Origin of the sequence: Mycobacterium europaeum, assembly GCF_002102155.1 — a bacterium.
Classification (GTDB): Bacteria; Actinomycetota; Actinomycetes; order Mycobacteriales; family Mycobacteriaceae; genus Mycobacterium; species Mycobacterium europaeum.
The window spans coordinates 39190-62377 of record NZ_LQOU01000025.1 but is presented as its reverse complement, the minus strand read 5'-3'; the positions used below and the strand labels follow the sequence as shown (position 1 = coordinate 62377).

General features: G+C 70.2%; 12 protein-coding genes. 5 read left to right on the top strand and 7 right to left on the bottom strand.

The window, feature by feature from the left end:
* Positions 1 to 14 precede the first annotated feature (14 nt).
* The 7 genes from AWC03_RS12180 to AWC03_RS12150 all read right to left on the bottom strand — a co-directional run bounded on the left by AWC03_RS12180 (position 15) and on the right by AWC03_RS12150 (position 18650).
* Positions 15 to 5282: a non-ribosomal peptide synthetase gene (locus AWC03_RS12180; protein ID WP_085240724.1), complete on the bottom strand. Its 5268-nt coding sequence runs from the start codon at positions 5280 to 5282 to the stop codon at positions 15 to 17.
* Positions 5279 to 13135 (bottom strand): type I polyketide synthase, encoded by a 7857-nt coding sequence (locus tag AWC03_RS12175; RefSeq protein ID WP_158089967.1) that lies wholly within the window; start codon positions 13133 to 13135, stop codon positions 5279 to 5281. The genes AWC03_RS12180 and AWC03_RS12175 overlap by 4 nt, the downstream gene beginning before the upstream one ends.
* Positions 13136 to 13137: 2 nt before the next feature.
* A complete protein-coding gene (locus AWC03_RS12170) occupies positions 13138 to 14181 on the bottom strand; it encodes an ABC transporter permease (RefSeq protein ID WP_085240931.1) in 1044 nt (347 codons plus the stop codon).
* Between the two features lie 310 nt (positions 14182 to 14491).
* Positions 14492 to 15010, bottom strand: a complete 519-nt coding sequence (locus AWC03_RS12165) for a GNAT family N-acetyltransferase (protein WP_085240929.1) — start codon at positions 15008 to 15010, stop codon at positions 14492 to 14494.
* Between the two features lie 45 nt (positions 15011 to 15055).
* Complete coding sequence (locus AWC03_RS12160; protein ID WP_085240928.1) at positions 15056 to 17290, bottom strand: MMPL family transporter; 2235 nt, start codon at positions 17288 to 17290, stop codon at positions 15056 to 15058.
* A 130-nt stretch (positions 17291 to 17420) separates the two neighbouring features.
* A complete protein-coding gene (locus tag AWC03_RS12155) occupies positions 17421 to 18284 on the bottom strand; it encodes an SAM-dependent methyltransferase (protein WP_085240722.1) in 864 nt (287 codons plus the stop codon).
* Positions 18285 to 18287: 3 nt separating this feature from the next.
* Positions 18288 to 18650, bottom strand: coding sequence for a DUF3054 domain-containing protein (locus tag AWC03_RS12150; RefSeq protein ID WP_085240721.1), 363 nt, complete (start codon positions 18648 to 18650; stop codon positions 18288 to 18290).
* 68 nt (positions 18651 to 18718) lie between these two features.
* Here AWC03_RS12150 and AWC03_RS12145 point away from each other — a divergent pair, with 68 nt between their 5' ends.
* Genes AWC03_RS12145 through AWC03_RS12125 form a run of 5 tightly spaced genes read left to right on the top strand, consistent with a single transcriptional unit; the run spans position 18719 to position 23131 of the window.
* Positions 18719 to 19465, top strand: a complete 747-nt coding sequence (locus AWC03_RS12145; RefSeq protein WP_085240720.1) for an SDR family NAD(P)-dependent oxidoreductase — start codon at positions 18719 to 18721, stop codon at positions 19463 to 19465.
* Positions 19466 to 19503: 38 nt separating this feature from the next.
* Complete coding sequence (locus tag AWC03_RS12140; protein WP_085240719.1) at positions 19504 to 20688, top strand: acyl-CoA dehydrogenase family protein; 1185 nt, start codon at positions 19504 to 19506, stop codon at positions 20686 to 20688.
* A 12-nt stretch (positions 20689 to 20700) separates the two neighbouring features.
* On the top strand, positions 20701 to 21846 hold the full coding sequence (locus AWC03_RS12135; protein ID WP_085240718.1) for an acyl-CoA dehydrogenase family protein: 1146 nt from the start codon (positions 20701 to 20703) through the stop codon (positions 21844 to 21846).
* Complete coding sequence (locus AWC03_RS12130) at positions 21846 to 22517, top strand: TetR/AcrR family transcriptional regulator (RefSeq protein ID WP_085240717.1); 672 nt, start codon at positions 21846 to 21848, stop codon at positions 22515 to 22517. Before AWC03_RS12135 ends, AWC03_RS12130 begins: the two co-directional genes overlap by 1 nt.
* Positions 22514 to 23131: a hypothetical protein gene (locus AWC03_RS12125; RefSeq protein WP_085240716.1), complete on the top strand. Its 618-nt coding sequence runs from the start codon at positions 22514 to 22516 to the stop codon at positions 23129 to 23131. Before AWC03_RS12130 ends, AWC03_RS12125 begins: the two co-directional genes overlap by 4 nt.
* Positions 23132 to 23188 lie beyond the last annotated feature (57 nt).

The window sequence follows — 23188 nt, the reverse complement described above, 5'->3', positions numbered from 1 at the left end:
GCGCCGGCCGGGAATCAGAACCGGTAGGTGGCGCAGCCGACCTGGACGCCCGAGCCGGCGGCGAGGATCAGCGCGACGTCGCCCGGGTGCACCAGCCCGCTGCTCCTGGCCCGCTGCAGCCCGTAGGGCAGGGCCGAGGTGAACGGGTCGAGTTCCCCGTCGGAGCCGAGGTCGACGAACCGCGACCTCGCGATGCCGGTCTGGGCTGCCAGTTCGTCGAGCGCCGACGGGGACAGATACGGCGGGAACACGACCGCGACGTCCGAGGGGTCGAGCCCCTCGACCGTCAGGAGTTCCTTGGCCGCGGCGGGCAGACAGCTCAGATAGATGGCCTCGAGGTTGGGGTCCCGGTCGATGTGCAGCCGGGTCCGGCCGTCCTGTGGCTGCGTGTAGGTGGCCAGGGCCGCGCCGTGCTCGGGGTGATACTGAAAGACGAACCGGCCGAAGCCTTCCGCGCCCCGGCTCGGGCTCAGCAGCACCGCCGAGCCCGTCTGGCTGAACCCGTTGCGCGGATAGCCGCTGCCGGGGGCGTTGTTTTCGATCTCCGAGGCGACCACCATCGCGTGTTCGGCCTTTCCCGCCGCCATCATGGCGGCGGCGACCTGGCAGGCGTTGAGGAAGCCGACCGCGCCGTTGACGACGTCGAAGGCGAGGGTCTTGGGGCCGTCCGGGGACTGCACCTCGCCGTTGACCCCGAGTTCGCCGGCGACCAACGAGGCAATCGCCGGTTCGCTGAGGAAGTCGTCGCGGTAGACGCCGGTGTGGATGATCAGATCCAGCGCGCTCCGGTCGAGACCGCTGCGGTCCAGGCAGTCCGCCGCCGCCTGCGCCGCGAGCCGGATCGAACTCGGATGCGCCGATTGCTCAGCGGGGGCGATGCCCACGCTGTCGATGCGCACGCGCGGCGTTGCCGGCGCCTCGTGCCGGTAGCCGTCGCCCCGCGCACCGCGGCCGCGTGGGTCGCCGGCGCCGCCCCGGCGCATCCGGTCGGGCAGGTCGTCGAAGGTGTACAGTGCGGCGCCGACCGTCTGGCCCGAACCGGTGATGGAGAACACCACGTTGTCCCCGGACTTGATCCGGCCGCTGCGGATGTGGTCGTCGAGCGCCACGAAATGCGTTGTGGTCGCGGTGTTTCCCCGCTCGGCGACGTTGTAGATGGTGTTGTCCCGGCTGGCCGCGCCCGGTCCGAACATCCCGTTGACGGCGACGACCGCGTCGTTGAGGGACGCCTCCGAGGTCTGGTGCATCACCAGGTGGTCGGTGGTCTCCGGCCGCCAGCCGTGCCGCCGCATGACCGCGGCGACGTAGGGCACCGCGTGCTTGACCGCGATGGCGGTCTGCGTGACGGAGTCGGTGAGCATGATGGCGCCCCCGTGCGGGCCGTCGGTCGCCTTGGCGATGCACAGCTTGCTGTAGTTGCTCAGGGTGGCCATGTCGATGTCGTGGAAGCCGACCCGGCCGTTGGGGCCGCGCTCGAGGACCACGGCCGCACCCGCGTCACCGAGGGTCAGGCAGGCCAGCCGCGGGTCCATCGGACCCTCGATCTCCTGCTGCGCGGTCTCGGTCAGGTGGCTGATGTATTCGCCGCTGACCACCAATGCGTTTCGCGCCAGCCCGGTCTGCAGGAAGGCGTCGGCCACCGTGATGCCGGTGAACATGCCGGCGCACGCGTTGCCGATGTCGAAGGCCAGCGCATTGTCCAACCCGCATTGACCTCGCAGCCGCGACGCCGTGCTGGGCTCGAAGGTGAACCGGTGCCCCATCCCGTCGCGACGGGAGATGTTGCAGGCGATCACCAGGTCGATCTCCTCGCGGCGATAGCTCGAGCGGGACAGGCAGTCGTCCGCGGCCTTCCTGGCCAGGTCGATCGAGAACTCGTCCTCGCCGACCACCCGGCGGTTCCTGATACCGGTGAGACGTTCCAGGGGTATGCGAATCTCGTTGGCGCACTCCGCCATCACCGTCGCGGTCGACACCGTCCGCGCCGGCAGGTACACGCCGAGGCTTTCGATCACCGTGTTGCGCTTCTCGTCGGGTGGGGCCGGCGCCAGCTGCGTGCCGTCGCCGGGGAGCGGGCCGTACTCGGCGGCGAGCTCGGCGATGGTGCCGTAGACGAACATCGACTCGGGGCGCAGCGGCAGGCCGGCCGCGTTCGCCCGCATCGCGACCTCGAGGCTCTGGGTCGAGGCGCCGCCGAGCGCGAAGAAGTCGTCGTTGACGCCGACCCGGTCCAAACCCAGTACCGCACACCAGATCTCGGCGAGCACCCGTTCGGTCGGTGTGCGCGGAGCGATGAATGCCGACTCCTGCAGCCCGACGGCGGTGCCGGCGGCCATCAGGGCGCGGCGGTCCACCTTTCCGCTCGTGGTGAGCGGCAGCGTGTCGGCCATTTCGAAGACGGCCGGCACCATGGCGGCGGGAAGCAGCTCGAGCAGGAAGCGGCGCAGCTCGGTCGTCGAGGGTGCGGCGCCCCCCGCCGCCACGATGTGGGCGACCAGGATGGTGTTCCCGCGGCTGTCGGTTCTGGTCACCACCGCGTTCTCGGCCACCCCGGGGTGTTGCGCCAGCGCGGCCTCCACCTCGCCGGGCTCGATCCGGAAGCCGCGGATCTTGACCTGGAAGTCCAGGCGGCCGAGGTAGTCGATGTTGCCGTCGGGCAGGTACCTGGCCCGGTCTCCGGTGCGGTAGAGCCGGTCACCGCCGAACGGGTCGGCGACGAAGATGGCGGCGGTCAGGTCCGGCCGGTTGAGGTAGCCGCGGCCCAGCCCGACACCGCCGATGAACAGCTCGCCGGGCACACCGACGGGCACCGGCTGCAGATGGGCGTCCAGGATGTGCGCGCGGATGTTGGCGATCGGGCGGCCGATCGGCACCACGGTCCCGGATTCGCCACGGCAGCAGTGGAATCCGGTGACGTCGATCGCCGCCTCGGTGGGCCCGTAGAGGTTGTAGAGCTCGGCGCGCAGCGCGGTCAGGAAGTGGTCGCGCAGGTCATACGGCAGCGCCTCGCCGCTGCAGAACACCCGGCGCAGCGAGGTGCAGGCGGCCACGCCGGGCTCGGCGAGGAAGCGGCGCAGCATCGACGGCACGAAATGCATTGTGGTGACGCCCCGCTCGACGATGGTCGCGACCAGGTACGCCGCGTCCTTGTGGCCCTCCGGTTTGGCCATCACCACCCGGGCGCCGACGATCAACGGCCAGAAGATCTCCCAGACCGACGGGTCGAAGCTCACCGGGGTCTTGTGCAGCACGCGGTCGTCGCCGGTCAGCCGGTAGGCGTCTTGCATCCACAGCAGCCGGTTGCGGATCCCGGCGTGGGTGTTCAGCGTGCCCTTGGGCTTCCCGGTGGACCCCGAGGTGTGGATGACGTAGGCGAGGTTGAGCGAGGTCGCGCCGGCCGCGACGGGTACGGCCGGACCCTCGTCCGAGGGGTCCGGCGGCACGTCCAGGCAGAGCCGGTGGCCGGTGAACTCGGGCGGCAGGTGCACCAGCTTGTCCTGGCGGGTGACGCAGACCGGCGCGTCCGGCACGTCGGCCAGCATCACGGCCATGCGCTGCGCGGGCTGCGCAGAGTCCAGCGGCAGGAAGGCGCCACCCGCCTTGAGGACGCCCAGCAGCGCCACCACCAGGTCTTCGGAGCGGTCCAGCAGGACCGGCACGATCACCTCGGGCCCCACCCCGAGCCGCCGCAGCAGCCGCGCGAGTTCCTCGGCCCGGCGGTCGAGTTCGGCATAGGTCAGCTCGCGGTCGTCACATGTCACCGCGACGGCGTCCGGGACGCGCGCGACGGTCGCCGCCACCATCTCGTGCAGGCAGGCCGGGCCGTCGTAGGCGACCTCGGTCCGGTTCCAGGCGGCCCGCCGGCGGTCTTCCGCCTCGGTGAGCAGCGGCAGCCGCGAGACCGGCCGGTCGGGATCGGCGACGGCACTGCGCAGCAGCGTGGCGAAGTGCCCGGCCATCCGCTCGATCGTGGTGCCGTCGAAGAGGTCGGTGTTGTATTGCAGGACGCCCGACAGCTTCCCGCCGTGTTCGCCGATCTCCATCATCAGGTCGAACGGCGCGCCGCCCTGCCCGACGTGCAGGGTCTGCAGGTGCAGTCCACCCGGTGCTGCGCCGGGCTCGGCGGAGAAGCGGCGCGTTTGTTCCCAGGCGAAGGAGACTGAAAACAGCGGCGTGCGGCCCGGGTCGCGCGCCGGCCGGAGCCGCTCGACCAGCAGCGCGAACGGGTAGTCCTGGTGTTCCAGGGCGCCCTGCACGGTGTCCTTGACACGCTCGAGCAGCGACCTGAACGTCGGGTCGTCGTGCAGGTCGGCGCGCAGGGCCACCGGATTGGTGAGGTAGCCGACCAGACCCTCCACCGCGACCCGGTCGCGGCACGCGAACGGCGAGCCCACGACCACCTCGCCCTGGCCGCTGTAGCGGTGCAGCAACGCGGCGTAGGCCGCCAACAGCGTCATGTAGGGCGTCGCACCCATGCTGCGGCCCAGCTGCTTGATCCCGGCCGTCACCGTGTCGTCGACGGTGAATCGGTGCACGGTGCCCGCATAGGTCTGCACGCCCGGTCGCGGCCGGTCGGTGGGCAGCTCGAGGACCGGCAGCTCGCCGGCGAGCTGGTCGCGCCAGTACTCCCAGAGGCGTTCGCCGTCCGCGCCGGCCAGCATCCGGGCCTGCCGGTCGGCGTAGTCGACGAAGCTTTCCGTCGGCGGCGGGGGCAGGGTCGCGCCGTGCTCGGCGGCGTACAGCAGGCGCAGCTCGTCGAGGATGATGTCGATGGACCAGAAGTCGACGGCGATGTGGTGCAGACCCAGCAGCAGCACGTGCTCGTCGGGGGTGCGCTCCAGCAGGGTGAGCCGGAAGACCGGCCCGGTGTACAGGTCGAAGGGCCGATCGGCCTCCCGGCGGATCCAGTCGTCGAGCTCGCCCTCGCCGGCGCCGACGTGGTGGCGGGCGATCCGCACCGGCCAGTGCGGATGAACCAGTTGCACCGGCTGCCCGTCGCGTTCGGCGTAGGTGGTCCGCAGCATCGGGTGCCGGTCGACGAGTGCCTGGGCCGCGCCCTCCAGGGCCGGCACGTCCAGCGGGCCGACGATCCGGCCGGCGTAGGTGATGGTGTACGCGGCGCTGGCCGGTGCGAGTTTGTGGATGAACCACATGGACCGCTGCCCATACGACAGCGGATAGACCGAGGCCGACTCCTCCGCCTCCTGCATGAGCAGCTGGGACAGCAGCGCCCGCTTCTTCTCGGGAGACAGGCCGGAGATGTCGATCGACTCATCCGTCATTGCTCGGCTCCCCTTTCGGCCAGGACCTGTTGGAGCAGTTCGTCGACGGCTTCGTCGGACAGCTCGGGCAGGCGGGCCAGCAGGTCCACACCGCGCGCGGGTGTGCCGCCGGCCTGCTGCGGGGACGCTTGCCGTGGGGCGGTCGGCGCCGGCGGCGCCGCGTCGGGTTGCGGTGCGCCTGCCGCGACCTGCTCGGCGAGCCAGCCGGCGAGGTCGGCCACGCTGGGCCCCTTCATCAGCCGGGAGACCGGCACGACGACGCCCAGATCGCGTTCGACCTGCATGCGCAGCTCCAGCGTGATGAGGGAGTCGACGCCGAGGCTGCCCAGCGGGGCCTGAATGTCGAGGGTCGACGGGGACAGGCCGAGTTTGCCGGCGGCGAGTTCGCACAGGTAGGACTCGAGCAGCCGCCGGCGCTGCTCCGGCACGGCTTCCCGCAGCGCGTCGCGCAGGCCGCTTCCGGGCCCGGGCGCATCCCCGTCGCGCGGCTTCTCGTCCGGGCGCGCGACGCCCAGCTCCGCCAGCAGCGGTGGCCGCAGGTCGGTTTCCCAACGCGCCCAGTCGATGTCGAGGACCACGGCCTGGGTGGCCGAGTCCGCCAGCAAAGACGACAGCGCCCGCAGGTTGTCGGTCGCGGACATGGCCTCGACGCCGTATTGGGCGAAGTAGCTTTGCAGTTCGGTCCGGGCGAAGAAGCCGAGCTGCGCCCATGGACCCCAGTCGACGCTCAGCGCGGGCCGGCCTTCGGCGCGGCGCTGCCACGCCAGCGCGTCCAGGAAAGCGTTGGCCGCCGCGTAGTTCGCCGCCCCGGGCGGGCCGAGCAACGAGGCGGCCGACGAAAACAGCACGAAGAAGTCGAGTTTCGCGTCCTTGGTCTGCTCGTGCAGGTTCCAGGCGCCCTGAACCTTGGGCGCCAACACCTTTCGCAGCTTCGGCTCGTCGAGGCATTGCAGGATGGCATCGTCGGTGGTCCCGGCCGCATGGACCACGCCGCGCAGCGGTGGCATGGTCGTGCGGATCGACTCGAGGACGGCCGCGACCTGGTCGGCTTTGGCGACGTCGCCGTGCGCGACCGTCACCTCGGTGCCGCCGGCTCGCAGCGCGTCCAGCGCCTCCTGCGCCGGCGCCGTGGGCTCGCCACGGCCCATCACGACCAGATGCCGGGCGCCGTGTTCGGCCAGCCATCGGGCCACCACGAGCCCAAGCGCGCCGAGCCCGCCGGTGACGAGATAGGTGCCGTCGTCCCCGAATTCGGGGGTCGCGGCTTGCTGGGGTGCGTCGTAGCGGGTGAGCCGCTCGACGTAGCGGTTGCCGCCCCGCAGCGCCACGGCGCCGTCGCGGTGGTCGGCCCACACCTCCCGGGGCAGGGCCTGCACCTCTCGTGCGACGTCGTCCGGGCCGCCACCCGCGGACAGGTCGACACACGTGCACCGCAGTTCCGGGTGCTCGTGTTCGATGGTGCGGGCCATCCCCCACACCGGCGCCTGGGCGATCGACACGGGCTCGGTGCCGGTCTGTGTCACCTGCGCCCCGCGGGTCACCAGCCACAGCCGCGGCGAGGGCGACCAATCCGCGTGGGCCAGCGCCTGCACGAGGTGCAGCACGCTCACCGGGCCCAGCGTGGTGGCGGACTCCAGCGACTCGAGCGTCGTGTCGGCCGGCGGTGCGGCCAGCAGGTCCCACAGGTGCACCACGCCGCGGCACGGCGGCCGCCGGTCGGTGAACGCGTCGGCGAGCAGCTGGTCGAAGTGTTGGGGCCGCGCCGGGTCGACCCGATAACGGTCGGGTGCCAGCCGCTCGAAGCCCCGGCCGGCCTCGACCAGCACGCATGTCTGGGAAAGGGATTCGAGATGATCCCGGAGGGCCTGCGCGGCCACGCCGCCGTCATCGAGGATGAGCCAGCTTCCCGGTTCGGCCGGCCGGCTCGCCCCGTTGCGCTCCGGCGCGCCGGCGGCGGGCTGCCACCGCACGTGGTACATGCGGTCGCGCAGACCCGCCGGCCGCTGCGGCGGGCCGGCGCCGCGAGGCGGCGCGCTGACCGTACCGCCGTCCAACCACGAGTGGACGCGCTGCCACGGGTAGGTCGGTGCCGCCACGCAGTGGCTGCCCGCGGGGTACAGCCGCTCCCAGGCGACCGGTTGACCGAGGGTGTACAGCGTGCCGAGCGACGCCAGTGCGGTCGTCCGTCCCCCGTCGTCGCGGCGCATGGACGGCAGCGCGGTACAACTGCACCCCATGTCCTGGGCATCCTCGCGGACAGCGGTCAACAGGACGGGGTGGGGGCTGATCTCGACAATCGTGTGATGCCCGCTGTCCAGCAGCCTTCGCAGTGCGGTCGAGAACTGCACCGGCGAGCGCAGGTTCTGCGCCCAGTAGTCGGCGTCGGGCACGCGGTCGGTGAGCAGGTCGCCGGTCACGGTGGAGTAGACGGGTATCGCCGGTGCGGTGGCCCGCAGCCCGGCGAGGCCGGCGCGCAGCGCGGGAACCAATGCGTCCATCTGCGGGCTGTGGGCGGCCACGTCGACGTCGACCCACCGGCAGAACCGGTCGCGCTGCTGCAGCACCGCCATCAGCTCCGCCAAAACCGTTTGGTCCCCGGACAGCACGGTCGATCGGTGGCCGTTGCTCGCGGCGATCGAGACCTCGTTCTCCCGGCCGGTGATGAGCTCCTGCGCTTCGTCGAGGCTCAGCTCCGCCGCCATCATGGTTCCGCGACCCCGCACCGTGCGCAGCATCAGCGCTCGGGTGCAGATCACCCGGGCGGCGTCGTCGAGGCTCAGAGCGCCGGCGACGTGCGCCGCCGCCACTTCCCCCATGCTGTGCCCCACCACCGCGGCCGGCTCGACGCCCCATGAGCGCCACAGCGCGGCCAGCGCCACCTGGATGGCGAAAATTGCGGGCTGGATCAGGCCGATGTCGGTGAGTTCGGTGTCCTCGGCCAGCGCCTCGAGCACCGAGCTGCCCAGATAGGGCTGGATCGCGCGGTCGCACGCTGTCAGGGCTTCGTGGAAGACCGGTTCCTCGGCCTGCAGTCGCTGCCCCATGCCGTGCCACTGTGAGCCCTGGCCGGGGAAGACGAAGACCACGTCGGGCCGCTCGTCGGGACGGCGCTGTCCGACGGAGATCCCGGGTCGGGACTCCCCGCGCCTGTAGGCGGCCAGGGACTCCGACATCGCGGTCGGGGAGCCTGCGATCACGGACAACCGATGCTCGTAGTGGCCGCGACGCGCACCGGCTGTGTAGCACAGGTCGGCGAGCCCCACCCCGGATGCCACGGCCGACTCGTAGCGCTCGGCCAGTGCGGCCAGGGCCTCAGGGGACCGTGCGGAAAGCGGCAGCAGCTCAGCGCGATCCGGTGCCAGGCCGGGCCGGGCCGCGACCCGAACCTGCGGGGCTTCGGTGAGCACGACGTGCGCGTTGGTGCCCCCCATGCCGAATGAGCTGACGCCCGCGACCGCCCGCCCGCCGTTTTCCGGCCACGGGGTCAAGGTTTGCGCCACCCGCACCGGCAGGGTGTCGAAGGGGATCTCGGGATTAGGCTCTGTGAAGTTCAAACTTGGCGGAATCGCCTTGTGCTGCAACGCCAACGCCACCTTGATGAGCCCGGCCACCCCGGCGGCCGCCTCCAGGTGGCCGATGTTGGTCTTGACCGAGCCGATCAGGCACGAGCTACCCGGCGGACGGCCGTCCGCCAGGACGGTGCCCAGCGCGTTCGCCTCGATCGCGTCGCCGAGAAAAGTGCCGGTGCCGTGCGCTTCCACGTATTGGGCGGTGCCGGGGGAAAGACCGGCGCGACGGTACGCCGCGGCCAACACGGCTTCCTGCGACTGCCGGCTGGGTGCGATCAGCCCGTTCGTCCGGCCGTCCTGGTTGATCGCGGTGCCGCGGATTACCGCATAGATCGGGTCCTTGTCGGCCAGTGCCCGGCTGAGCGGCTTGAGGACGACGACCCCAGCGCCCTCACCCCGGACGTAGCCGTCCGCGCCCGCGTCGAAAGTCTTGGAATGACCGTCCGGGGCCATCAGCCTGGCCTTGGTGAAGTTGATCATCAGCGCCGGCGACAGGATGACGTTCACGCCTCCGGCGAGGGCCAGTGAGCACTCGCCGTCGCGCAGGCTGCGGCAGGCCAGGTGCACGGCGACCAACGACGACGAGCAGGCGGTGTCGATCGCCATGCTCGGTCCGTGGAAGTCGTAGAAGTAGGAGAGCCGGTTGGCCGCGATGCTCAAGGCGTTTCCGGTGCCCGTGTAGGCGTTGACAAGCTGTAGCTGGCCGGCGTGCAGATTGGCGTAGTCGCTGGTGGAGATGCCGACGAAGACGCCGGTGTCGCTGCCGGCGAGCCGCTCGGGCACCTGCCCGGCGTCTTCCAAAGCCTCCCAGGCGGTTTCGAGGATGAGGCGCTGCTGGGGGTCCATCTGCGCCGACTCCCGCGGCGAGATGCCGAAGAACTGGAAGTCGAATTCGTCGATTCCGGGCACGAAACCGGCCCGTCGGGTCACCGAGGTGCCCGGCACGGACGGATCCGGGTTGTAGAAGGCGTCGGCGTCCCAGCGGTCCGCCGGGATTTCGCTGATCGCCTCCACGCCGCCGGACAGCTCCCGCCAGAAGGCCGCCGGCCCGTCGGCGCCCGGGAACCGGCAGCCGATGCCGATGATGGCGATCGGCTCGTCCGTGGGGGGCGCGCCATCGCTCTGTGCGGCCGGTGCGGCGATGCGCTCGCGGTCGGCGCCCTCGTCGGCCAGATGACGGGAAAGCAGGTCGATCGTGGGGTATTCGTACGGGAGAGTTGGCGAAAGTTCGCGCCCGAGCCACGATTCCAGTGCGGCGGTGAGCCGGATGGCATGGACGGAATCGAGGCCGTAGTAGGCGAACGGACGGGATGGGTCGATATCCGTTGCCGGGACGCCGAGTTCTCCGGAGAGCTGGGAGACGAACCAGTCCGCGATCTCCGCGCCGGTGCGCCCGTGGTGCTCGGACGGGGTGGTGACGGGAGCGCCGTCGGGCCGCGGTGCGCGCCATTCGACGACCGCTTCGAGCCGGCCGTCGAGGAACTGCTGCCGGCAGGCGGACCGCTGGATCTTGCCGCTGGACGTCGTCGGAATCCGCAACGGCTCCAACAGAATAACGGCGTCCGCTCGGACCTCGTGGTGCTCGGTGATGGCGGTCCGGATTGCGTCGACGATTTCGTTGAGTTCGGCCTGACCGAGCTGTTGGTGGCTCACCTCCTGCACGACGACGAGCTGCTCGGCGGCGTCCGGTCCGGGACCGACCGAGAAGACCGCAGCCCTGCCGCGCAGCAGCGCCGGATGGCAGGCCTGCACGGTGAGCTCGATGTCCTCGGGGTAATGATTGCTGCCGCGGATGATGATCAGATCCTTGCGGCGTCCGGTCACGAACAACTCCCCGGAACGCAGGAAACCAAGGTCCCCAGTACGCAGGAACGGGCCGTCCCCACTGTCGGCAAGATGCGCCGAGAACGCCGCTTCGGTCTCTTCGGGCTTTCGCCAGTAACCCTGTGCAACGCTCGGCCCGGCGATCCAGATCTCGCCGACCTCGTCAGACCCGCACGGCCGCCGGGTTTCCGGGTCGACGATGACGACCTGCTGGCCACCTTGCGGCGGACCGCAACCGACCAACGTTGTAGCGCTAGGGTTTTCCGGCGCGACCTCCGCGACCCGCCGTTCGCGCAGTTCGATGCGATCGATGTGCCGAACCAACGGTAGCGGGGCGTCCGATCCCCCGGAGACCAACAGCGTCGCCTCCGCCAACCCATACACCGGATAAAACGCCTCCGGCCGAAAACCGGCCGGGGCGAATGCCTCGGCGAAACCCTGCAGGGTGGCGCTACGCACCGGCTCCGCACCGCACATGGCGATCGACCAGCTGGACAGATCGAGCGCCGCACGCTCTTGCGGGGTAGTGAGTTCGACGCACAGATCGTAGGAGAAGTTGGGTGCGGCGGTGATCACGGCGCGATGCCGCGACATCGCTTCCAGCCAACGCATGGGGCGCTTGATGAACGCGCCCGGCGGCATGAGGGCAGAAGTACCCCCGACGTAGAGCGTCTCGAGGATACCGCCGATGAGACCCATGTCGTGGTAGGGCGGCAACCAGAACACACCGTGGGCGTTCGTGTCGAATCCCGACTTCCACGTCCGCCGAATGGTTTCCAGATTGTGGACCAGGTTACCGTGGGACAGCACAACGCCTTTCGGTGTGGCCGTGGAGCCCGAGGTGTACTGCAGCATGGCGACCGAGCCGCCGTCGATGTCCGGTGGGACCCACGGCCGGTCGTCCCCCGCCGTGTCGGTGACGAGCCAGCGCAACGGATGCCCCGTGACCAGACCGTCCACCGTGCCCTTGATCCTCGCCTGAATCTCGGTGGTGGACAGAGCGAAGCCAGGTTGCGCGTCCGCGATGATCGCCTCGACGCGCGGGACCAGGTGATCGCGTACCGGCGGATGCATCGGTACAGCAACGGCTCCGGCGTAAAGACACCCGAACAAGCCGGCGATGAAGTCCAGGCCCGGCGGGCACAGGACAAGTACGCGCTCGCCCGCGGCGCCCAGCCGCTGGAGATTCGACGCGATCTGCCGCGCGTGAGCATCCAGTTCCTGATAGCTCAGGCGGCTGACCTCTTTTTCCTCACCATCGCGAGAGTAGGTGAACGCAAGCTTGTCGCGGTAGCGCGCGGCCCGCTGCTGCAGCTGCCCGACCAGCGTCGGCGCGGTGAGCGGCGGATAATCGGCCATCTTCCAGCCTGACTGGACGCGATGGTCCGCGGGTCCGGAATGGTGTGTATCGGCGGTCCTCATCTCCTCGCCCCGATCGGCCTTGGGGTGGCTGCTTTTTCGAGGGACTTGCGACATCAGGGTTGCTCCGTCAGGTGGGCCGTTAGGCTCGGTGTTGGTCTCGAGCAGTCCGCGGAATGCCTCCACGGTGTAGCAGGTAACGATCGCGTCGGTGCGCGCGCGTACCGTCGCCGAGCGGGCCATGCGGAACAACGGCTCGAGCTCGCCGACGTACTGACCGGCGGTGGCGACCTTGAGCAGCTCCTGGGTCCCGTCCGCCGATTCGCGCACGACTTCCAGTTCGCCGTCCGCGACGACGTAGATCAACTCCCCCATGCTGCCCTGCTCGAACAACACCGAACCGCTTGTCAGGCTGACGGTTTGGGGTTCCTGTTCAACCGGGGCGGCGTCCGGCAGCAGCCGGACCACCTGATCGGCGAAGGGCAGGATCCGCGTGTCGTGGGTGGCGACCACCACGATGCGATCGCCGCTGGCGAGTTCCCGGAGCAACCTCAGCACCGCCTGCACCTGGGCCTGGTCCAGGTGCGCGGTGGGCTCGTCAGCCAGGATCAGCGACGGGTTCAGCGCGATCGCGCGCGCCACCGCCACCCGTTCCCGCTGACCCCCGCTGAGATCACCGGGGCGATGCGACATGCGGTCCCGCAGCCCGAATTCGGTCAACAGTTCCTCGGCGCGCTCACGCGCCGCCCGCCGCGACCACCCGGCCGCCCACAGCGGCACCGCCACGTTCTCGACTGCCGTGAGGCTGGGAACCAGGTTGAACGATTGAAAGACGAAACCGACGGTGTCTCGCCGGTAGGTGGTCAGCCTGCGGCGGTCGAGCGTGGTGACGTCGACGTCGCCGACCTGGATGCTCCCGCTGGTGGGGCTAAGAATGCCGCCGATACACGACAGCAGCGTCGTCTTCCCACATCCGCTGGGGCCCAACAAGATCACCAGGGACCCCGCCTCCACCTGCAGGTCCAGGCCGTCGATGACGCGGAGCGCCTCCCCGCCGACCGAGTATTCGACGACGAGGTCTTTGATGCGCAGATCTCCCACCACTACGACCCCCCGAAGGCCAGGACCGGGTCGATCGCCACCGCGCGCCGCAACCCCGCCAGGCTCGCCAGCAAGCCGATGACCACCGCGGTCCCCATCAACGACAGGAATGTCGATGCGGTCACCGCCACCAGCATCGGGAACAGCGGGCCGATCAGCACCGCCAGCAGCCCGCCGAGCATCGCCGCGACCGACGCGACGAGGACCGCCTGCAGGACGAGCCCGGCCAGCACCGAGTGCGTGGCCACACCGACGGCTTTGAACACCGCGAAGTCGCGGGTCCGCTCCAACGCGGACAGATAGACCAAGGATCCGACGATCTGCGCCGCCACCGCCCACAGCAGAATCGCCAGGTACGACATCGCCAGGCGGGCACCGTGCAACGGGCGCACCATGTCGTCGACCGCGGCGCGGCGATCGACGAGACGGTAGCCGTCCGGTATCTGCTTGGGCTGGCCGCGCAGACCGATCGCGGAGATCACCGGCTGCCCGGAAAACATCAACCGCTGGGCTCCCGCGACGGTCAGAAACGCGTTGGGCTGACCCGCGAGCGTGGTCGATTTGTCGACCAGCCCCACGATCCGCAGCCGCTGCGGGCCCACCTCGACGTCGTCGCCGATCGATCGTCCCAGCGTGTTCGAGACGACGGCCTCGCCGGGATTCGCCGGCGGCCGCCCCGCCGCGATCCGCGGCATCGCCTGCTCGGGCACACCGTAGACGTTCAGGTTTTCCGGAGAGCGCCGATCTTGCATGATCGTGTTCCCGTAAACGACGGGGATCGCCGATTCCACCCCCGGGAGCCGGGCGACCCGCTGCGCTTCCGCCTCCGGGAACCTGGTCGACCCGAGAAACGGACCCACCGCGCCCGTCTGGATCAGGTAGCTGTCGATGCCCATCGAGTCGACGACGCGCTTGGCCTCGACCCGAAAGCCCAGCGTCAGTCCGGTGAGGATGAGGGTCATCGCGAATACCATGCCGGTGCCGACGACCGCGATGATGAAGCGTCGCTGACGAAACTGGATGTCGCGTATCGCGGTGATGAGCATGGGCGTGCGCGCCCGCTGTTGCAGAACCCCGACATGCGGCACGAATCGACCTCCGATCTGACTTTCCTAAGCCAGAATCCCCAGATCCGGGGCCAGCCCGTAGAGCCGAAGGGCCTTGATCGGGGGTTACTTATGCCCCCGATCGCGCAGCGGCCGGCGAATTTTGAGCGGGCCCGGTCCGTGAGTATCCTCACACCGGCCACAGCGGCCCCTACTCCTGTGCTATGGGTCGACGCAGTTTTCGATATCGCCCGCGATATCAAGAATCCGGAACCGAACATGCCTCCAAATCCGTTGGGGCGCGGCGAAGTCACCGACTGCCGGCAACCAGGATCTTCTCGAACGCGATCGGGACAAACGACCCCCAGGACGGCTGCGGGTCGGCAGGCACCCGGATGTAACCCGTCGCGTCGTACAGCGCCTCGGCCTCGGGCTGGCGGTTGCCGGTGATCAGGTAGAGCCGCCGGTATCCGCGCGCAGCGGCCTCGGCCTCGAGGGCCGCCAACAGGACGCGGGCGTAACCGCGGCGCCGATGGGTGCGGTCGGTCCAGATCCGCTTGAGCTCGGCGGTCTCGGCGTCGTAGCGCAAAAATGCGCCGCCGGTCACGGGCAAACCGTCCAGCACGCCGATCAGCAGGCCGCCGTCCGGCGGCGCCAACAGGCTCGCCGGTACGGGCAGCCAGGACAGGTGCGTGTTCGGCGTGCCGCCGTAGCGCTGCGCGTACTCGTCGGCCAGCTCGGCCAGCAGTGGCCGCGCCAACAGATCATCGTGGGTGGCCGACACGAACCGCAGCTCGCGGTCCGCGGCCGGCGCGCTGGACGGTTGCACCACATCACCATCCAACGCCTCCGACCGCACCACATTCCATCCGGCTCACCCGACCGGGTCGGCTGCGCGCGGTGCGTCCGTCGGCCGGACATCCGCTCGGCGGCGGAGCCGGGCCAGCGGTGCGGGCGCCCACCAATTCAGGCGGCCGAACACGTGCATGAAGGCCGGGACGAGCAGCACTCGCACCAACGTCGCGTCCACCAGGACCGCAAGCGTCAGCCCGACCCCGAACATCCGCATGAACGAGACGTCCGCTGACGTCAGGGCGGCGAACGAGATCGACATCAGCAGCGCCGCCGCCGTGATGATCCGGCCCGTCCGGGCGACGCCCAACGCAATGCTCTCGTCGTTGTCGGAACGGGTGCGCGGCGACTCCAGCCAGTACTCCCGGATGCGGGCCAGCAGGAAGACCTCGTAGTCCATCGACAATCCGAATGCGATGCAGAACATCAACACCGGGATGTTGGCGACCAGCGTGCCGGTCGGGGTGGTGCCCAGCGCCCCCAGATGGCCGTCCTGGAAGATCCACACCAAAGCGCCGAACCCCGTGGTCAGCGACAGCACGTTGAGCACCACCGCTTTGACGGGCAGCACCACGCTGCCCGTGAGCGCGAAGAGCAGCACCAGCGTGACGCACGCGACGAAGCCGAACAGCAAGGGCAATCGCGACGTAATCGCTTGAACCGAATCACGATTCATCTGGGCCATGCCGGTCATCTCGGCCCGCCGGTCCCCGGGCGCCGGGATCGCGTGCAGGCGGTCCAGCTGGGCCTCGGAGGCCGCGGAATACAGCGGCGCCCCGCTGGCCACGGTGAGGTAGGCGCTCCCGCCCGCCAGGCCGGCCGGCGCGGACGCCGGTCCCCTGCGCTCGCCGGCGACGAAGGTCGCCGTCGGCGACGACACCACCGACACGGCGGGAACCCGCGACAGGCGCGCGGCGTACTCCTCGAGTTCGCCCGTCGTCAGACCCTCGGCGCGCGCGATGACGACCCGCACCGTCGTCGCGGTGTCGGCACCGAAGTCTTGCCGGATCCGGTCACTGACTGCCCGCGCCGACGAGGACGCCGGGAGCACCCGATCGTCGGGATAACCCCATTTGATGCCGAGGAACGGCGCCCCCAGCGCCAGCAGGAGGGCGATGATCGCCAGGCCGACCGGGAGCGCGTGCCGCATGGCAAGCGTGGCGGTGCGGTACCAAAAGGTCTGTTCGATGGCTACCGGCGGCGGCGCCGGGCGCCGAAACAGCTTGCGCCCCAGATCCCAGACGTTGAGCGCGTCGAGCCGGTCGCCCAACACCACGATCACCGCGGGCGCGATCACCATCGCGGCCAGCGCCGCGAACGCCACCACCGCGACCCCGGCGTAGGCGAACGACCGGAGGAAGTACATGGGGAAGATCACCAGCGCCGAAAGCGCGAGGGCCACCGTCATCGCGGAGAACAGCACGGTGCGGCCGGCCGTGGCCATGGTGCGGGCGAGGGCGTCGTCGGGGCACCGCCCCTCGGCCAGCTCGTCGCGGTAGCGACTGATGATCAGCAGGGTGTAGTCGATGCCCAGCGCCAACGCCAGCGCCACCGAGACGTTGACCGCGAAGATCGACACGTCCGCGACCACCGCCACCGCACGCAACACCGCGAGCGCCCCCAGGATGGCGAAGCCGCCCACCAGGATCGGCAGCGCCGCGGCGAGCAGCCCGCCGAATACCCATACCAGCGCGGCGAAACTCAACGGTATGGCGACGAATTCCATTCGCAGTAGGTCATTTTCGGTCTGCCGGTTGAGTTCTTCGTAGATCATGGCCATCCCGCCGGCCTGCACGGTCACACCGTCGCGGTCGCGCACCAGCCGGTCCGCCAGTTCCCGGGCGTGCTTCGGCGCGCTGCTTTCCCCGCCGTTGAGCGCGGCCACGATCAGCGCGGACCTGCCGTCGGCGCTGATCAACCCGGGCCGCGGCGCGTTCCAGGGGGATGCCACCTGGGCCACGAACGGTGACCGGGCCAGTTGTTCGACGATGTCCGTGCCCACCATCCGGGCGGGGCCTTCGTTGACGCCGCCCGGAGAGCTCACCAGCAGGGTCATCTCCATGTCACCCTGGCCGAACTTCTCCCCCAGAATGGCCGCCGCGCGCGCGGATTCGGCCGTCTGGTCCAGAAATCCGCCGCCGGGCAGGGTCGCCGCGGCCGGGACACCGAAGACGGCGGCCAGGACGGCGACGAAGAGCGCGCCCGCGATCACCCGTCGCGGAGCGGCGATGGCGATCAGGGCCAGTCGCGTCAGCATGGGCTCGGACCCCTTCTCGTCGCGGCTCACACAGCGTGTTACGACGGTAGGCCGCACGGGGTTCACGGATCGGGCCGACGAATTTAAGTTAATTAAACGTTAACCAACTTAAACAGGGCTGGCGCCGCGACTAGGAGCGCGTCGCGGTGAGGTATTCCGGCACGAACTCGGTGCCGCCGCCCTGCCGGCCCGGCAGCCCCATGCCGCCGAGCAGGCCGGCGACGTTGCGCTGCACCGTCTCCCAGCCGCGGGCGGCCAGATAGTCGGGGACGTAGTGGTACTGCCCGGCATGGGTGAGGCTGGCCAGGTCGACGTCCAGCCCGTGGCGGTGCCAGCCCTCGACGAACGACCGCTCCGCCTCCAGCTGCAACGGCGTCCACGTCGGCATGTGGTCGGCGGCCAACCGGCTGCCCGCGGCGCTCATCGCGGTGACCCCCTGCAGCACGCGGTCCTGGACGCCGGGCGTCAGGTACCCGATCAGCACCTGCTCGGCGATCCACACCGTGGGCGCGGCGGCGTCGAAACCGACCCGCAGCAGCGCGGCCGGCCAATCCCGGTGCAGGTCGACGCCGACGGCGCGCCGGCTCGCGGTCAGCTCGGCACCCAGCCCGCGCAGCACCTCGGACTTGAAGTCGAGCGCCTCGGCCCGGTCGACCTCGTAGACGGTCGTTCCGGGCGGCCACCACAGCCGGTAGGCCCGGGTGTCGAGCCCCGCCGCCAGGATCACCACCTGGCGCAGGCCCGCCCTCCCGGCCTCGGCGGCGAACTCGTCGACGGACCGGCACCAGGCAGCGCAGACGTCCAGGAAGCGCGGACCGGTGCTGTCGTCAGCGGCGAACCGGTCGTCGTCGACCACCCGGACGAGGCGGTCGACGCCGGCGGCGCGCAGCAACGGCTCGGCGAAGGGATCGCTCAACTGCCCCTTGTTGGTGGCGACGGCCCGGGCTGCGGCACCGAATGCCGCGGTCGCCGCCACGCCCACCGTCGCCGCCATGCGTCAGACGCCGGACCGGCGCCGCAGGGCCAGCCCGGCGAGCGCGCGCCAGCCGAGCAACAACAACGCGGTGACCGACGCCGCCACCACCACGAAGCTGGCCGCCACGCCCGCGGAAGTGACCTTGCGCAACACCATGCCGACGACGACGGTGCACAGCCAGACCACCACCCCGGTCGGCACCACCGCCGTGGGGCGCCGCCACGCGCGCGACGCCAGCCACCCGACGACGGTTCCGGTGAGAAACGGCCAGGCGGTGGTGGCGACGCCGGCGACGTTGAGTCCCTCGTCGTGGCTGCGACGGCCGACCGCGCAGAAGACCACCACACCGATGACGTCCAGGCCCAGCCACACCAGCCGCCGCATGTCGCGAGACTACCGGGGCGGGCGCCGGCCTTGACCCCACCGCCACGCTGAACTTAGATTCGTCGGCAATGAATGCGCATTCACCGGGGCGCCTGGCCCTCGTGACCGGTGCCGGCTCGGGCATCGGCAGGGCGATAGCGCTGGCGTTCGCCGCACAAGGCGACCGGGTGATCGCCGCCGACCTGGACGAGGCCGCCGCGGCGGCCACCGCCGGACAGCGCCCCGAGCTGGTCACCGCGCTGCCGGTCGATGTCGCCGACCCCGCCCGGGTCGACGCCCTGCGGGATGCCACCCACGCCCAGGCCGGGGTCCCCGACATCGTGGTCAACGCCGCCGGCTGGGACCGCACCGATCAATTCCTCAATGCCACACCGGAATTCGCGGCGAAGGTGGTCGCGATCAACTATTTGGGGCCGGTGCACGTCTGCGCCGCGTTCCTGCCGGGGATGATCGAAACCCACGGCGGCGGGCGCGTGGTCAACCTGGCCAGCGATGCAGGCCGCGTCGGCAGCGCCGGGGAATCCATCTACGCGGGCGCCAAGGGCGGGGTGATCGCGCTGACCAAGTCGCTGGCCCGGGAGATGGCCCGCCACCGGATCACGGTCAACTGCGTGTGTCCCGGCCCGACGGACACACCGCTGTTCCACGCCCAGCCGGAGAAGCTGAAAGAGGCGCTGGTCAAGGCCATCCCGTTTCGCCGGCTGGCCCGGCCCGAGGAGGTCGCGGCGCCCGTCCTGTTCTTCGCCTCGCCCGCCGCGTCGTTCATCACCGGACAGGTGATCAGCGTCAGCGGCGGCCTGACGATGGCTGGTTGAGGGCCGGCCGAAGGCGCGGTGGTGGCAGGCTGAGACCCATGAGCACGCACCAACCTCCCGCCTTCGACCGGTACGACCCGCTGGGCCTGGACGCCTCCCTGTCGGACGACGAGCGCGCGCTGCGCGACACCGTCCGAAGGTTCTGCGCCGAGCACGTCGCGCCCCACATCGCGGACTGGTTCGAGATCGGCGACCTCCCGGTCCGCGAACTGGCCAAGGGTTTCGGCCAGCTCGGGCTGCTCGGCATGCACCTGGAGGGCTACGGCTGCGGCGGGTCCTCCGCCGTGCACTACGGCCTGGCCTGCGTCGAGCTGGAGGCCGCCGACTCCGGCCTGCGCTCGATGGTCTCGGTGCAGGGCTCGCTGGCGATGTTCGCGATCTGGAATTTCGGATCCGAGGAACAGAAGCAGGAGTGGCTGCCGGCCATGGCCACCGGCGAACTGCTGGGCTGCTTCGGGCTGACCGAGCCGGACGTGGGATCCGACCCCGCCGCGATGAAAACCCGTGCGCGGCGCGACGGTTCGGATTGGGTGCTGGACGGCCGCAAACTGTGGATCACCAACGGCTCGGTCGCCGACGTCGCGGTCGTGTGGGCCGCCACCGACGACGGGATCCGCGGCTTCGTCGTCCCCACCAAGACGCCGGGCTTCTCCGCCAACACCATTCACCACAAGCTGTCGCTGCGGGCCTCGATCACCAGCGAATTGGTGCTCGACGGCGTGCGGCTGCCCGCCGACGCGATGCTGCCCGGGGCGAGAGGGCTGCGGGGACCGTTGTCGTGTCTGTCCGAGGCGCGTTACGGGATCATCTGGGGTTCGATGGGCGCGGCGCGGTCGGCCTGGCAGGCCGCCCTCGACTACGCCACCCAGCGCACCCAGTTCGGGCGCCCGATCGCCGGGTTCCAGCTGACCCAGGCCAAGCTCGTCGACATGGCGGTGGAGCTGCACAAGGGCCAACTGCTGTCGCTGCACCTCGGCCGCCTCAAGGACAGCGCGGGGCTGCGCCCCGAGCAGGTGAGCTTCGGCAAGCTGAACAACACCCGGGAGGCCATCAAGATCTGCCGCACCGCTCGAACCATTTTGGGCGGCAATGGGATATCGCTGGAGTACCCGGTGATCCGGCACATGGTCAACCTGGAATCGGTGCTCACCTACGAGGGCACGCCCGAGATGCACCAGCTGGTCCTCGGCCAGGCGTTCACCGGCAGCGACGCCTTCCGGTAAAGGGGGAAAGACATGGCACGCCTGGAATACACGTCGGAGCACCGGCAATTCCGGGCGCTGGTCCGCGACTTCGTGCGGCGGGTGGTGGTCCCGGCGCACGAGCGGGCCGAACGGCAAGGCCAGTGGGACCGCTCGCTGTTCGTCGAGGCGGGCCGGCTCGGCCTGCTCGGCTTCTCGGTGCCCGAGCACCTCGGCGGCCCCGGGGTCAGCGACTTCCGCTATAACGCGATCCTGATCGACGAGTTGCAGCGGGCGGGAGCGGCGGCCGAGGCCATCGCGTTCACGCTGCAAAACGACGTGGTGCTGCCCTATCTCACCGACCTGACCACGCCCGAGCAGCAACGGCGCTGGCTGCCCGGCGTGGTGACCGGCGAGACGGTGCTGGGCATCGCCATGACCGAGCCCGGCACCGGCAGCGACCTGGCCGGGATCCGCACCGCGGCGGTCCGGGACGGGGACCACTACGTGGTCAACGGCGCCAAGACATTCATCTCCAACGGCCAGTGCGGCGACCTGTTCGTCGTCGCGGTGCGGACGTCACCCGATCGGCACCACGGGCTGTCGCTGCTGGTCATCGACGCGGACATCCCGGGATTCGCCCGGGGCCGCAACCTGGAGAAGATCGGCCTGCACGCCCAGGACACCAGCGAGCTGACCTTCACCGACCTGCGGGTGCCGGCGGCCAACCTGCTCGGCGAGGAGGGCAGGGGCTTCTACCAGCTGATGCAGAACCTGCCGCAGGAGCGGCTCGCGCTGGGGGTGGGGGCGGTCGCCGCCGCCGAGGCCATCCTGGCTGAAACGCTGGACTACGTGCGCGAGCGCACCGCCTTCGGGGCGCCCATCGGCGGGTTTCAGCACAGCCAGTTCGTGCTCGCCGAGGTGGCGACCGAAATCGACGTCGCCCGAACGTATCTCGACGACTGTTTGGCCCAGCACCTGGCCGGCGAGCTGACGGCCGCGCGGGCCGCGCGACTGAAGTGGTGGACCACCGACCTGCAGGTGCGGACCGCCGACCGCTGCCTGCAACTGCACGGCGGCTACGGCTACATGCGCGAGTACGCCGTCGCGCGCGCCTTCGTCGACGCCCGCATCCAGACCATCTACGGCGGCACCAACGAAATCATGAAGACGATCATCGCCAAGGACCTGGGCATCTGATGGCCCTCGATTACGGCGAGCTCCCGGTACATGAGGCCGTCCGCGCGGCCCGGGCCACCGCGCGCCGGCGCCAGCTGCTCGACGCCGCGGTCAAGGTCATGGGAACGCACGGCTTCCACCAGACGTCCATGCAGGACCTGGCCGCCGAGGCCAAGGTCAGCGTCGGCCTCATCTACACCTACTTCGGCGGCAAGGAGGACCTGCTGCTCGCCACGATCGTGCGGATCCTCGACGTGTTTCGCGACCAACTGGCGCCGGTCATGGCCGCCGCCGGCGACGACGTGGTGGACCAGCTGGCCGCCGGCATCCGCCGCTACATCGAGATCGTGGACGAGAACCTCGACGGGGTGGTGCTGACCTATCGGGAGAGCCGGACGCTGGCGCCCGCCGACCGGGCGCGGATCAAGGAACTCGAAATCGCCACCGCCACACCGCTGCGCGCGGTCATCCAGGCCGGCATCGGCCTGGGCGTCTTCCGCGACGTCGACATCGACCTCACCGTGGTCGACATCATGCTGCTGGCCCACGGCTGGGCGCTCAAGCACTGGCATTTCGGGCCGGCCTACACCTGCGAGCAGTACATCCGGCTGCAGACCCGCCACCTGCTGGACTCCTTGGTGCGCGAAGACCGTCGCGCCGAGTACGCGCACGTGCTGGAATGGGAGGCATGACAGGCACCGCGCACCGGATCGGCGGCATCATCGCGGCGTTGGCCCTGGGTGCCGTGGCCATCGTGCCCCCGGCCGGCGCCGACCCCACCGCCGCGCTGCCCCCGATGACGTCGACCGGCGGCGGGCCGATCATCGGCGGCGGCAGCAACGCCGGCATCGCGGCGCAGCTGTTCAGCTTCGGCACCCCCAACGTGCAGGAGGTCGACGGGTCGGACGCGGCCCAATTCGTCACTGCGGCCGCCGGCACCGCCAATCAGCAACTGGCCGCGCCCTTCTCGCTCATGCGCCGGGCGCTGGCCTGCCAGACCAACAATGCCGGGTTCGGGGCGCGCGCCTATCGGCGCAGCGACGGGCAATGGGGAGGCGTGATGGTGGTCGCCGCCAAGAGCGCGACACCCAACGTCGACGGGCTGGTGGGCTGCGTCAAGACCAACTGGCGCAGGGCCACGGTCGGCACGCAGAGTTCGCTCTGCAACAGCGGCTGGAGTACCCCCAACACCTACGAGAGCCGCCGCGGCGAGACCTACTACGTCCTGCTGGCCGGCACCGCCGACGACTTCTGCACCGCCGTCAACGACAAATTCAAGGACAATTCCAACGGATGGCCGTTCTAGCGGCAGCGCGAAACTCATTGCGCACGTGGCCAATTGGTCCACTGTGCGCTGGCCGCC